Genomic DNA, 13,343 nt, shown 5'->3' with positions numbered 1-13,343 from the left:
ATTTTTTTAACGTCACGCGCAAAAAGATACTACATTAAAATCTACTATAAAATTCGGATAAAAAATTTTAATCCTTTTTCTTATAAATGGGTACAGTTGAACAAGGTTCGCCATACATTATGCTTTTCACTACCGGACGCAATTTGGCGGTAATTTCGACGTAGGCAGAAACAGGAACAGGTATATCCCCACAACCTTTTACAACTACTCGCTGATCGCGATAATTTTCTATATCAATTTTATGAAGAGCATTTGTAAACAAGACGCTTTCTAAGTACTCAAGGTTGCCAAACACAACACATTTAGCGAATGGCTCAAGTTTTGAGCATAATAACATATAAGCCCACGTTGGCACAATGGCATCGGCTGAACATATTATTGCTATATTTTTATCCTTATACTGAGTCCAATCGTGATTTTTAACAAACTCTCTAAAATCCTTTTCCCGAAGTATCAATCCCTGAAAGAGGTTCTCCTTCATATCATACAACAGTCGCTCGCCTTTATCGTAATAATCGGCCAGATCAAAGCTGATTAATCCGCTGTTTGCGACTTTATTTACAAATGTTTCTTGAATATCCATATTGAGCCGTTGTTACAAATCCTTAAATCAAAAGACCACCTTATTAACAACAAGGTGGTCTTTTAGATTTAAAATTACTTAAAAATATCTATTAATAGAATTTAGCACGATTATCTTTAATGTTAGCTTTATCTTGTAAGGCATCCATCGTACCCTGACTTGCAATTTGTTTTTGCATCATTTCAAGGTTATTACGCATTGCTTTAACATCAGCAATTGGTGCAGGAGTACCAAAGTTTTGTACCATGTAAACAAACACACCATGATCTCCTTTAACTACTTTACCCAATTTACCCGCAGTTGAACCAAATACAGAACCCATAAGATTCAATTCCTGACCAACACCATTAATGACAGGATTATTGAACGTAAGGCCATCAGCAACTTGTACAGGAGTTCCCAATTTAGCTGCTACAGCATCGATTGATGATGCACCATTCATGGCTGTTTTTGCTTTCTCAGCTAGTTGCTCTGCTTTTTTCGCTTGGCGAACAGCTACTTCAATTTCTGATTTCACATATTCCAATGGAACATATCCTTTTTCACGAATTTGAATTAAGTGAGCTACCACATATTTATCACTTACATCAAATACTTCTGAAACATCATTTTGTTTAGCACGAAATGCCCAACGAACAACTTCACGTGAATTGCCTAAGCCAGTAACTTCTGCAGCATTAGCTCCGATGTTATCTGAAATACGTTTAGTTAAGCCTGCTTTTTCTACCGCTTCAGAAAAACTTTTTGCATTGTTAACGCTGGCAAGGAAATTATTTGCTTTTGCAAAAGAAGTCTGACGCGAATTTTGACTTGGAGAAAATACGCGATCTACTACCGCAATCTTAACAGCCTTTGAAGTATTCTTTTGATCCTCAATTTCAATTAAGTGCGTACCAAATTGCGTTTGTACAATTTTAATGTCTCCAGGTTTGCCATTAAACACTGCATCTTCAAACTGAGGAACCATCATGCCACGGCTAAAGAAGCCCAATTCTCCACCTTTACTACCTGAACCTGGATCATCTGAATGAGTTTTAGCAAGATCAGCAAATTTCGCTTTACCTGATTGAATCATTTTCTTCAAGCTATCAGCTGTGGCAATACCCATTGGAGTTAAACCACCCTTTTGAGCACCGATCAAAATATGACGAGCTTTAACAGAATCAGGCATATTTTTAACTCCTAATAATTTAGCTACCTTATAAGCTCCATCTTCAAAGTAAGGACCATAAACGGTACCTACAGAGGCATTATATAAATTTGAATCAAGCACTGCCGACAATTGTCCTTTTTTCATGTAGGTCAAAGGCATTTTTGTATCAGCATTAACAGCATAGAACAAAGAATCATTTGTTGATGCTTTGAAATCAGCAGCAATTTTTTCAATGTCTTTTTGAGAAGCTAAAGTATCTTCTTTAGAAGGCGTTACATTAATTACTACGTATTCGAAAGTACGTTGATCTTCTTTTTGCTTGTATTTGTATTTATTTTCGTTATAATACTTTTCAATATCATCATCGCTAACTTTCACAGAAGCATCAGCAACTGAAGCATAATTCAGAGTTAGATATTTAATACTAGCTGTTTTTGTATTGTTAACGTTGGCTTGATTCATCTCAAGAGAAGTAGTATACATCGCACCGGTAATCAAACCCATGTATTTTTGAGTTGAACGGCTTAATTGCAACCCTTTCTCAAATTCATTCCATTGTTTTTGAGTATTCGGATCTTTATCCTTGTTGTGTAAGAACGTAAGAACTGACTTAGGGTCAAATTCACCGGTTTGAGGGTTGGTAAAAATACGACGAATTTGAGGGTCAGGATTTTTACCCTGTACCATATCAAATAATTCTTCTGCTCCACAACCTACGCCGGTTTTAGCAACTTGTTTCTTGAAAACAATCTCTTGCACCATTTGTTGCCATGTTTGCTCATTAGCATAGCTTGCCATTTGAGGAGCCACAACACCACCACTCTGCTCTTTAATTGCGTTCAAATTTTGTTCAACTCGTTTGTTGAATTCTTGATAAGAAATATTTTCTCCCGCTACAGTACCTACTTTACTACGCGAATCCTGTAAAAATGGAGAACTCGATCGCAAAGCATCGCTAACGACAAAGGCAATAATAGCAAGACCAATAAATCCGATGATTAAAAATCCTGCACGTTCACGTAAATAGTTCATCAACATATTAGTTCTGTATTTTAAAATTTAAAGCAATTGGTTTTTTAAGCGGCGCAAGATACAAATTTTTCCATTTTGAGGAATTTTTTTTGAAACTAGCCCCTTAAGGTGTCTCTGAGCCTTCCTTATAATAAAGCTCTCCAGAGAATTTTTTGATTCGGATATTAGACAAATCTTCATTCGCTTCCATACCGTAACCTTGTTGAACAGTGCCGTCTGGACTGGTTATTTTAACAAATTTATCTGAGAAAATCATGTGTTTGGGTTGATCCCAAATCAATTGCTCGGTGGTTAGCCTTTTTCCATTCTTATTGACCACCACTACACTATCACGAACCTCAATATTTTGCTCATTATATCTTCTTATACCATACTTCGCTGTAAGCGTACTTTCAATAAGCAAATCAGGACTAAAAAAATCAATCTTTAAGCCCTTAGGCATTTCATCGTAAGGATTTTGTACCTTATACTGAAGATATTCAGGAGTTTTAAGTTCTGCTTTAACCTTTGCAGAGTCTGAAAAGATGAGATCGACATTCTTACTGCGCTCCACTGGTTTCTCCGCAATTTTCGCAGAAATAGTATTCACCTTATCCAAATCATTAGAACAGGCTATAACACACAGCCCCAATCCAATAATTATCCAATTAAAATTCTTTCTCAACACGATTAGATTAATTAATCGAACTTACGCTTCACGAACCAACGATCGTTAAGTGTTAATCCAAAATTAAGTCTTGCGTACTGCTCTTTTACCAAATCATTTTCAGTTGTACCGCGTTGCCCCAATTCAACAGCAATATTCAGTTTTGAAGCAGTATATAAATTTCCTCCAAATGACTGATGCGATAACGGAAGTCCCACTCCAAAACTAAGCTGAACTTGATTTATGTTCTTGCTATTCAGGTACAAGTATGACTTATTGTAGCTAAAACCTGCACGGTAATCAATTCGATTACTGTATTTAGAAACCGAAGTAATATCAGGAGTATATTGAGTACCTAAGATAACTGAGTAAGCATCTTTGAATCCTTGATTTTGATCATTTTGTTCAAAGTTGGACCAGTTCTGATATTGAAAATCTAATCCAACCTGAAGTTTAAATGGTTTTTGGTACATAATGCCGAAACCGTGTTGTGAAGGTAAAAGATAGCTTCCTTTCACTCCAGGATGATAATCAGAAGTATCCATACGGATAATTGTTCCTTGGCTATTTTTAACATAACGATCAGAAACATAATCAGTTTTCGCATCAAGCCTTAATTTAGGAGAACCTGAGTAAGAAAGAATTAAATTATGATCACCCTTCTTTAAAACATATTGTAAACCATAGTTAAAATTAAAGCCGCTAACGCTTGTCGCACTCGTTGTGCGGCTATTGAAAGCACCAGGAATGGTAAACTCCGAATTATTAGTTCTTGATATTTCTCCAAATACATAAGAAATATTGAATCCTACGGATAAGTCCTTGACAACTTTCACAGAGTTTCCAATGAATACTTGTGAATAACCACCGTCGCCATCCAAATTATTTGATACCTGAACTGTATCCAAATTACTTTTCGTGCCTACCTGATAGCCGGAGGTACTAAATGGAAGCATACCAAAAGCCATTCCCCATTTACTTGAATTTTCCTTTCCTACAGGAAAACCAAAGGCAAGGTGATCAATAGAAAAGTTTTTATTATTCTCACTAAGGCTACTGGTAGTTAATTTATTATAAACACCATGAGCACCTGCTTCAATAGTTGTAAGATAAAGTGCATTGTAAGAAGCCGGATTGGCAAAATTAATATTATCAGGATTGCGCATACTAAAGGATAAACCTCCCATTCCTTTTGAAGGAACAAATGTTGGTGCAACAATCCCTCCTATTCCATAAGCTGAATATGGCGAATTAGTGGTTGCCTGCGCGAAAGCTCCAGCGCTTATTAACGAAAGTAAAACTGAAGTAACTACTCGTGTAAATTTATACATATTGATAATTTAAAATGGCATTTAACCCAATTAACACTAAATGAGGTTGCCAAATAAGGTTGTGCGCAAAGATGCTATTTTTCAAACGACTGACAAAAAAATTTGAATCACCGCCGCAGACTACTACAACAAGGTTTTCATAGACTTCACTATATTGAATAATCACTCCTTCCAGTTCTGCAATCAGCCCATTTTGTACTCCGGATAAAATTGACTCCTGCGTGGATGTTCCGATTAAAGCTTCAAAGTTTTCATCAAAACTAATCAACGGAAGTTTATCGGTAAAAGTATTGAGTGCAGCAAATCGCATGTTCAGCCCTGGGGAAATTGCACCTCCTTTATAGGCACCATCTGCAGTTAGCAGATCAAAGGTAACACATGTTCCCCCATTGATAGTGAGCACATTTCGGTTGGGAGCAATGGTTTTCGAACCCATTACCGCAGCTAAACGATCTGTCCCTAAACTTGAGGGGGTTCCATAATTATTTTTTAAAGGAAGCGGTAAAGCTGTTGAGAGCTGAACGAATGTTGTGGCTAATGATAATCGGCGAATAAGTGCTTCATCGGTAACTACCACTGATGACAGGATCGATTTTTCAGGCTTATATTTTTCAACAAACCGATCAACAGCTTCTAAAGGAGATTCTTCGGTAGCATGTACTTCCAACAGTTCATTGTTATCAAAGACCGCAATTTTACACCGGTGGTTTCCTATGTCAATTACCAGATTCATCACGCTATTTATAAAAATAAAAAAGCTGAAAACGTAAAAGGAATTCTCCTCCGGTTTTCAGCTTTCTTTTAAAAACTTATAATTAAACAGTTTGTAAAATTGATTCAAACAGTGCTAAACCATCTTCATTTGCCAAAATTGGATCAGCAGCTCTTTCCGGGTGTGGCATTAAACCAAATACATTGCGATTTTTGTTACAAACACCGGCGATATTCTGGATAGAGCCATTCGGATTAGCCTCAGGGGTAATATTTCCATTTTCATCACAGTAACGGAATAACACCTGGTCATTATCGTTAATCATTTTCAGCACCTCTGCATCGGCATAATAATTACCTTCGCCATGTGCAATAGGAATTTTCAGCGCTTTAGCCGTATCCACTTGAGAAGTAATTAATGAATTCTCGGTTTGAGCCTTCATGTAAATATTTTTACTGATGAATTTTCGGTTCACATTGTGCAACAACGCTCCCGGTACCAGCCCGGCTTCTGTTAAAACTTGGAAACCATTACAAATACCCATCAGGTAACCGCCTTTGTTTGCAAACTCAATTACCTCTTTCATAATCGGAGAGAATCGCGCAATTGCTCCGGAACGCAGATAATCACCATATGAAAAACCTCCTGGAAGAATAATAAAATCACAACCCTGAAGATCATGATCTTTATGCCATAAGGTTGCCACTTGCTGGCCAAGTCCATTACTTAAAAGATTAATTGCATCCTGATCACAGTTTGAACCGGGAAAAACTACAACGCCAAATTTCATTTTAATAGATTTGAGTATTGAGAAATACGAATTAAAATGCAAAGGTAGGATTTTTTTCGAGGACGGTTAATGGAAAATGTGAGATGGAAGACAGAACTTACAATTATTGCCCTCCACAACACTTTTACCCCCCTATCTCATTATAACTAAGCGATTAAAACAATTGAAAATAGAATATTGAAATAATCAACAACAAAAAAATACTTTCATAAAACCAACGTATCCGAGCATTATTAAAATAGAAGGCCATAAATACCGCCAGGGGGGCAGTAGCCAACATTAATTGATTAATTTTCATGTTGGGTAATAGAAAAAAAGCAGCGACTATAACCAATGCTAATACCGCTAACGATTGCAGAGATTTGCGTATTTGTATAACATTTTTAAAAAACATTACACGCACTGAATTTAGTGACAGCAGCAAAATGATACCTAATGGAATTAATGCGTAATAATCTTCGGCCTCGATTGCAAGTGCACTAGGAACTACAAATTTGAAGGGTAACCAAACATTGTAAAAATCATTAAAATCATTATTCCAAAAATACCAGGTACCTAATAAAATATAGGGTATGGCTAATCCTATAAGCGCTGTCATCCATTCTTTCCATAAAAAAGCACGAAAAATCAACAGACTAATCCAAATGATCGGAAAAATAAATATGAACGGAAAATAGAGCAATGAACCGATCGAAATAATAATGGCCATATCAAAAACACTGCCCATCGTATTCGTTGTTCGGTAAAGTGAAAAAATTCTATCCAAAATCCACAACAATAAAAAATTGCAGATTATAATGGGAGAAAATGTAAGAAAGGGGGTAAATAGGCTGCTCAACACAGCATACATGAGTTCAGGAATATAGGATGTTTTATGGAAAAAATTATATTTAGTAATAATTCTACCCAAAATAACCGACTGAATAAATACAATTACAGCTGTAAATAAAATATTGGCAACCGGATTTGAAAGAAAACTAAACGTAAAAAAGGTTAGAATTTTAGCAAAAGGCTGATAAATGATCAGGGCAGTATAAATTCTTGGATTTAACAATACCGCCGCCCGCAGCAACAAAATAATTATAAATAAAAAAAACAAGTTGGATGGCTGCGCCTTGCGAAAAAGATTGATCATTTGGTTAGCTTAATGCGTTTTGCAATATTCCTACTTTTTACGCTAAAAAAAAACTAAGAAGCTAGTATAAATGAATATTATCGCCAGTTAAGCTCTCGCATACTTTTTGACAAGATTTTCTACAATTGAAGCCGTTTCGTCAGGGTAATTCACCTTAATATAAGTACCATTCAGCACCCAATCACTGATTTTTTGAACAAAGTCTTTTCCAATTTTTTTTATAACCGGAACGCCCAACAAGCGTAAGGCCTCAGCATTACATTGTTGTTCCCATTGATCCATCATCGGTATAATCAGTAGTTTTTTATTTAGAAATAAGGCTTCTGCAGGCCCTTCAAAACCGCCTCCTGTCAGCAATCCCTCACAAGTTGCCAAACTCAAATTGAATTCGGCATTATTTACCGGACGTACAGAAACATTTCCGTCGTCGTATATTTTTTTGCTGTGTTTAGAGAATATTTCCCATTGCACATCTTTTACCTCTTTCAATACTTTAACCAGCTTTACATCATCATATGCCGGCAAATAAACCGTATAATGCCCTTTATTGTCTGGTACCAGATCTCGTATTTCCTTTCGAATAACCGGTGTATGAATGTGCTCATCATAACGTTCAAAATGAAAACTAACCGCTTCCTTTACCGGAGCGTAACTACTCAAAACCAATTCGGCCCAGTGAGGAATAATACGTTTTGGACGAGGTGTTTTATGGGAAAGAAAGGAAGATTGATGACTTAAACCCACACAAGGAATGTTACGCAATTTACAGGCCCAGGCGGCAACCGGTTCAAAATCATTAATGATGAGATCGTATTGTTCTAGGGGCAATGTTTTAATGTCTTTTTGTAATTGCCCAAGATTCATGCTTTCGAATGTCTTCCAATGATCTACTCCTCCGTTTTTCCCAAAAACAAAACTAAAACCGTGAAGCTGATACTTTACCGGTTGATTTAAGCTCACATCGGCTTGAGTTCCGCTAACTAAAAGATCCAACTCGCCGTACTTTTTAAGATGAGGAATAATGTCTCTTGCTCTGCTGATATGCCCGTTACCGGTTCCCTGAATGGCGAAAAGTATTTTCAAATTGTAGCTATCGGTTAATATTATTTCATAAGTGCCTGGTACAACAACTTCACATCCACTTTTAAATCCAGATTTTCATTGTCATCACCTACCGTATCAACATCAATATTCGTAAAATCTTCGGGTTTATAATAAAAAACTTCCCATCTGCCTTTATTATATTCTAAAGCGGTAAGGCTTTCTACCCAATCACCTGAGTTAAGATAAGTCACCGAACCTTGATCGTTTTTTATTTCTTTTATCTCCGGGTGATGAATATGGCCGCAAATTACATAATCGTATTTTTTTTCAATAGCAATTGATGCAGCAGTATTTTCAAAATCATTCATGAATTTAACTGCATTCTTCACGCTCCCTTTGATCTTCTTCGAAAAAGTCATTTTCTCCCGCCCGAATTTAGTAAGGATGAAATTCACAAATGTATTGATAACAATAAGAGAATCGTAGCCAACCGCGCCAAGTTTTGCCAGCCATTTGGAATGTTGCATGGTGATATCAAAAATATCTCCATGGAAAATCCATGCGCGTTTACCATCAACATTGAGCACAACTTTATTTTGAAGCTTAAAAGTTCCCATTTCGAAATCCGCAAACTTGCGCAACATTTCATCATGGTTTCCGGTAAGGTAATGCACATTTACACCCTGACTCACTAATTTCATGATTTTCCGAAGCACTTTCATGTGCATTTCGGGCCAATAAGATTTGCTGAATTGCCAGATGTCGATGATGTCGCCGTTAAGAATTAGCGTTTTCGGCTTAATGCTTTTAAGGTATTTTAATACTTCTTTGGCATGGCAGCCAAATGTTCCGAGATGTACGTCAGATATGATGACAATCTCCACTTCTCGTTTAGGCATTCCTGGGCTAAATTAGTTTAGCTTGAAATGTAATCCTGACATTTACTCTTCGTCGTCCTCTACTTTTAAATCAAACGGACTAAGGTAATAAACACCCAACACTACAACAGCAAGCATTAAAAAAGTGATTAAACTTGTTTCCATTAATTTAAGAGTTATTAAATTAACTGACTCAAATATCACTTCAAAAAACCAACCTAGTGTTAATTAAATATGAACAATTTGTAAAGATTTAATTAACCCATACTCGTAACGTTTTGCATTTATCAAAAGCTTCAGGCTTTCTTTTTATAAGATTTTTGTAAGTTCATCAAGGCAGGCAATTTCATGATCAACTTCAATGTCATGCTTTACATTTCGGGGATTAAAGAAAATGCAATCCATGCCAATTGATTTCGCTCCCATGATATCAGCCTCCAGACTATCCCCAATCATAATACTATTATCAACAGTGCCGTTTGCTAAGGTTAATGCATGATCAAAAATACCTCGATGAGGCTTGTTTATACCTATTACTTCGGATATATTAATGTTATCGAAATATTTTCCCAGACCTGTATTTTCAACCTTCATTAGTGTTGATTCCTGAAATCCGTTGGAAATAAGATGTAGCTTGTATTTAGCTTGCAAATAAGCAAGCGTTTCATGTGCATGAGGAAAGAGGTGGGTTTTAGTCGGACAAATTCGAACATAATCCTTTTCGAAATCCAAAGGAATAAGGTGTTCGTTTACCGAAAGTTCCATAAATGTTTTGCGAAAGCGGGTTTCACGAAGCTGTTGTTTGTTAATCTTTCCTAAATGATAATCAGCCCAGAGCTGATGATTATTACGGGTATACGTAGTAATGAATTCATCGGCCGAATGCAAACCAATGGATGGCAAATCGTAAACTATAAAAAGCTCACGTAGCGTTTCTTCAGCGTTTTTGTCAAAATCCCAAATAGTATGATCGAGATCGAAAAAGAGATGGTTGTATTTGGCACTTTGGTTCATGATTCTAGTTCATAGACCTAGGAACTGACGGGCTATGATTTTTTTTGGATATGGCTCGAAATTAAATAATCTCCATGAACTATCCACTATGAACCGATCATATCTTCTCTCCGAAACATAAATCTCCAGCATCTCCCAATCCGGGAACGATGTATGCTTTTGAGGTAAGTTCTTCATCGACTGCTCCAAGCCATAATTGTGCTTTAGGTAAATTTGCCCGTACATGTTCAACTCCTAATGCAGAAGCAATAACTGAAACAATGTGTAACTCTTTAATATCAAAACGGGCCAAAAGTTCTTTACAAACCAGCACCATCGAACTTCCGGTTGCTAGCATGGGGTCTGAAACGATAACGATCCGGCCGGATAAATCAGGAGTTGAAAAGTATTCCATTTTAATCTCAAATTCATTGCTTTTACTGGTTTTCCGATAAGCAGAAATATAAGCGCAATCACTCCTATCAAAATAGTTAAGCAAACCCTGGTGTAAAGGTAATCCGGCTCGAAGAATCGTCGTTAAAACCGGCAGTTCCTGAATTAATGGAACCCTGGCCATACCCAAAGGTGTTAAAACATCTTCTTCCAAGTACTCCATTTTCCGACTGATTTCATAGGCAAAAATTTCACCTAAACGCTCCATATTTTTACGAAAACGCATCCGATCATTCTGCATATCAATATGTCGCAACTCTGCAATGAACTGATTAGCAATTGACGGTGTTTTATTGAGGAGATGTATCATATGCTTAATGGCTTTAAGAAGTAAGAACCCCGATTGAAAAGCAAAAGAAAACAGTTTGAAGTTAAGAAATTTCAGTCATTATTTGATGTGGCACTTTGCTCCTATTAGAACCTTTAGAACCGATAAATGTTATCTTTGACAACATGGATTTTAAGCTTACCTCTTTATATCAACCTACAGGCGACCAGCCTGAAGCCATTAAACAATTAGTTGAAGGTGTAAACAAGGGAGATATGTACCAAACGCTGTTGGGAGTTACAGGCTCGGGTAAAACTTTTACAGTTGCGAATGTAATTCAGCAAACTCAACGCCCAACACTTATTTTAAGCCATAACAAAACATTGGCGGCTCAGTTGTATGGTGAATTCAAACAGTTTTTCCCTGAAAACTCGGTTAATTATTTTGTCTCTTATTACGACTATTATCAGCCTGAAGCTTACATCGCTTCCAGCAATACTTATATTGAAAAGGATTTAAAAATTAATGAGGAGATTGAAAAACTCCGACTTCGCACCACTTCCGCTTTAATGTCTGGCCGTAGGGATGTAATTGTGGTTTCGTCGATCTCCTGTATCTATGGTATGGGCAATCCCGATGATTTTGCGAATTCCATTTTTAGAATCGCCGTTGGAACTCGTATAAGTCGCAATGCATTTTTGCATCGATTAGTCGAGATTTTGTATTCACGAACAACGGCTGAATTCCGTCGTGGTACTTTTCGCGTGAAAGGCGATACCGTTGATGTTTACCTGGCCTATGCTGATTATGCCTATCGTATTTCTTTTTTTGGAGATGAAATTGAAGAACTAAGCGCTATCGATCCTGATACTGGAAAAACCATCGAAAAGATGGACAATATGGCCATATTCCCGGCTAATCTTTTCGTTACTCCTAAAGATAAAATGACCCAATCCATTTGGGCCATTCAGGAAGAGCTGGAGCAACGCAAGGAGCAATTCACCCAGGAACATCGCTTCTTAGAATCTAAAAGGTTGGAAGAACGGGTGAACTATGATTTGGAAATGATGCGCGAACTGGGGTACTGTTCAGGTATTGAAAATTACTCCCGCTTTTTTGACGGAAGAAAACCTGGAGCTCGCCCCTTCTGCTTGTTGGACTATTTTCCTGCTGATTATTTGACTGTAATTGATGAGAGTCATGTTTCGATTCCTCAAATTAGAGCCATGTACGGCGGTGACCGCTCACGGAAATTAGCGCTGGTTGATTACGGTTTCCGTTTACCGGCTGCTTTGGATAACAGACCTTTAAATTTCAATGAGTTTGAAAGCCTGTCGGGACAGACCATTTATGTGAGTGCCACTCCGGGAGATTTCGAATTAGAACAAAGCGAAGGAGTGATCATTGAACAGGTAATTCGGCCTACAGGATTATTGGACCCTCCTATTGAAGTGCGCCCGGTAACCAATCAAGTTGATGATTTATTAGACGAAATCGATAAAACCGTAAAAGCAGGTGGACGTGTATTAGTAACCACACTTACCAAGCGCATGTCGGAAGAGTTGGCTAAATACATGGACCGACTGGGTATCAAGTGTCGATATATTCACTCTGAAATTAAAACACTTGAACGTGTTGAGATACTTCGAGGATTAAGACTTGGAGAATTCGATGTACTTATTGGTATTAACCTATTAAGAGAAGGGTTAGACTTACCGGAAGTTACCCTCGTTGCTATTTTAGATGCTGATAAAGAAGGATTCTTGCGTTCTGACCGTTCATTGATTCAAACGATTGGCCGCGCTGCTCGTAATCAAAATGGCCGTGTCATTATGTATGGTGATAAAATTACCGACAGCATGCGCCGCACCATTGATGAAACCATGCGCAGGCGTGAAAAGCAGATCAATTACAATGAAAAGCATGGAATTACTCCTCGTACAGTCGGACACGATAAAGCTGGTATTATTGAACAAACGTCTGTGGTTGATTTCCGGGGAGGTGTTCAGCAAGCCTATGTAGAAAGCGAAACGCTGAATTTGGTTGCGGACCCGATTGTACAATACATGAGTAAAACGGATCTTCAAAAAAGCATTGATAACACCAAAAAGGATATGCAGAAAGCCGCTAAAGAAATGGACTTTTTACTTGCCGCCAAACTGCGCGATGAAATGTTTGCTTTAGAAGGTTTAATGATGGAGAAGTATGGAAAATAGATTAATTGCTTTGCCTTCAATTTTTAAAACATTGTCCAGGGAGTGGAATGCCTGAGTAATAAATCGTTACAATAAATTGACAGTTATTCCGCTCATAACCCTTATTTTT

At 37.3% G+C, this 13,343-nt stretch carries 12 protein-coding genes; 1 reads left to right on the top strand and 11 read right to left on the bottom strand.

Annotated features, from left to right (window positions below; genetic code table 11):
* Positions 1-67: 67 nt before the first annotated feature.
* The 11 genes from FN756_RS08400 to upp form a co-directional block, all read right to left on the bottom strand.
* Complete coding sequence (locus tag FN756_RS08400) at positions 68-583, bottom strand: DUF2480 family protein (RefSeq protein WP_142603235.1); 516 nt, start codon at positions 581-583, stop codon at positions 68-70.
* Between the two features lie 91 nt (positions 584-674).
* Positions 675-2,768, bottom strand: coding sequence for a peptidylprolyl isomerase (locus FN756_RS08395; protein WP_185955231.1), 2,094 nt, complete (start codon positions 2,766-2,768; stop codon positions 675-677).
* Between the two features lie 103 nt (positions 2,769-2,871).
* Positions 2,872-3,432 (bottom strand): LPS export ABC transporter periplasmic protein LptC, encoded by a 561-nt coding sequence (gene lptC / locus FN756_RS08390; protein ID WP_185955230.1) that lies wholly within the window; start codon positions 3,430-3,432, stop codon positions 2,872-2,874.
* A 14-nt stretch (positions 3,433-3,446) separates the two neighbouring features.
* On the bottom strand, positions 3,447-4,745 hold the full coding sequence (locus FN756_RS08385) for an OmpP1/FadL family transporter (protein ID WP_142603229.1): 1,299 nt from the start codon (positions 4,743-4,745) through the stop codon (positions 3,447-3,449).
* Complete coding sequence (locus FN756_RS08380) at positions 4,738-5,478, bottom strand: type III pantothenate kinase (RefSeq protein WP_142603227.1); 741 nt, start codon at positions 5,476-5,478, stop codon at positions 4,738-4,740. Before FN756_RS08380 ends, FN756_RS08385 begins: the two co-directional genes overlap by 8 nt.
* An 82-nt stretch (positions 5,479-5,560) precedes the next feature.
* Positions 5,561-6,247 carry a phosphoribosylformylglycinamidine synthase subunit PurQ gene (gene purQ, locus FN756_RS08375; RefSeq protein WP_142603226.1) on the bottom strand — a complete coding sequence of 229 codons (687 nt, stop codon included), beginning with the start codon at positions 6,245-6,247 and terminating at the stop codon, positions 5,561-5,563.
* Between the two features lie 154 nt (positions 6,248-6,401).
* Positions 6,402-7,382 carry a DUF6427 family protein gene (locus FN756_RS08370; protein ID WP_142603223.1) on the bottom strand — a complete coding sequence of 327 codons (981 nt, stop codon included), beginning with the start codon at positions 7,380-7,382 and terminating at the stop codon, positions 6,402-6,404.
* Positions 7,383-7,469: 87 nt separating this feature from the next.
* Entirely contained in the window at positions 7,470-8,465 is a 996-nt protein-coding gene (locus tag FN756_RS08365; RefSeq protein ID WP_142603221.1) for a glycosyltransferase family protein, read from the bottom strand.
* Positions 8,466-8,485: 20 nt separating this feature from the next.
* A complete protein-coding gene (locus FN756_RS08360) occupies positions 8,486-9,325 on the bottom strand; it encodes a UDP-2,3-diacylglucosamine diphosphatase (RefSeq protein ID WP_142603219.1) in 840 nt (279 codons plus the stop codon).
* Positions 9,326-9,613: 288 nt separating this feature from the next.
* Entirely contained in the window at positions 9,614-10,318 is a 705-nt protein-coding gene (locus tag FN756_RS08355; RefSeq protein ID WP_142603217.1) for a YjjG family noncanonical pyrimidine nucleotidase, read from the bottom strand.
* A gap of 97 nt (positions 10,319-10,415) precedes the next feature.
* Positions 10,416-11,060 (bottom strand): uracil phosphoribosyltransferase, encoded by a 645-nt coding sequence (gene upp, locus FN756_RS08350; protein WP_142603216.1) that lies wholly within the window; start codon positions 11,058-11,060, stop codon positions 10,416-10,418.
* Positions 11,061-11,203: 143 nt separating this feature from the next.
* On the opposite strand from upp, the gene uvrB reads away from it, so the two are divergent.
* Positions 11,204-13,234, top strand: a complete 2,031-nt coding sequence (gene uvrB, locus FN756_RS08345; protein WP_142603214.1) for an excinuclease ABC subunit UvrB — start codon at positions 11,204-11,206, stop codon at positions 13,232-13,234.
* The last annotated feature ends 109 nt before the right edge of the window (positions 13,235-13,343 follow it).

Source organism: Solitalea koreensis (assembly GCF_900182575.1).
Classification (GTDB): Bacteria; Bacteroidota; Bacteroidia; order Sphingobacteriales; family Sphingobacteriaceae; genus Solitalea; species Solitalea koreensis.
Note: the sequence above shows the minus strand (reverse complement) of the source record. Positions and strands in the feature narration are given on the sequence as shown.

Bases quoted from the DNA above. Each gene is read 5' to 3' on its own strand.
- FN756_RS08400 (WP_142603235.1), bottom strand. From the start codon at position 583: ATGGATATTCAAGAAACATTTGTAAATAAAGTCGCAAACAGCGGATTA.
- FN756_RS08395 (WP_185955231.1), bottom strand. From the start codon at position 2,768: ATGAACTATTTACGTGAACGTGCAGGATTTTTAATCATCGGATTTATT.
- FN756_RS08385 (WP_142603229.1), bottom strand. From the start codon at position 4,745: ATGTATAAATTTACACGAGTAGTTACTTCAGTTTTACTTTCGTTAATA.
- FN756_RS08380 (WP_142603227.1), bottom strand. From the start codon at position 5,478: ATGAATCTGGTAATTGACATAGGAAACCACCGGTGTAAAATTGCGGTC.
- purQ (WP_142603226.1), bottom strand. From the start codon at position 6,247: ATGAAATTTGGCGTTGTAGTTTTTCCCGGTTCAAACTGTGATCAGGAT.
- FN756_RS08370 (WP_142603223.1), bottom strand. From the start codon at position 7,382: ATGATCAATCTTTTTCGCAAGGCGCAGCCATCCAACTTGTTTTTTTTA.
- FN756_RS08360 (WP_142603219.1), bottom strand. From the start codon at position 9,325: ATGCCTAAACGAGAAGTGGAGATTGTCATCATATCTGACGTACATCTC.
- FN756_RS08355 (WP_142603217.1), bottom strand. From the start codon at position 10,318: ATGAACCAAAGTGCCAAATACAACCATCTCTTTTTCGATCTCGATCAT.
- upp (WP_142603216.1), bottom strand. From the start codon at position 11,060: ATGATACATCTCCTCAATAAAACACCGTCAATTGCTAATCAGTTCATT.
- uvrB (WP_142603214.1), top strand. From the start codon at position 11,204: ATGGATTTTAAGCTTACCTCTTTATATCAACCTACAGGCGACCAGCCT.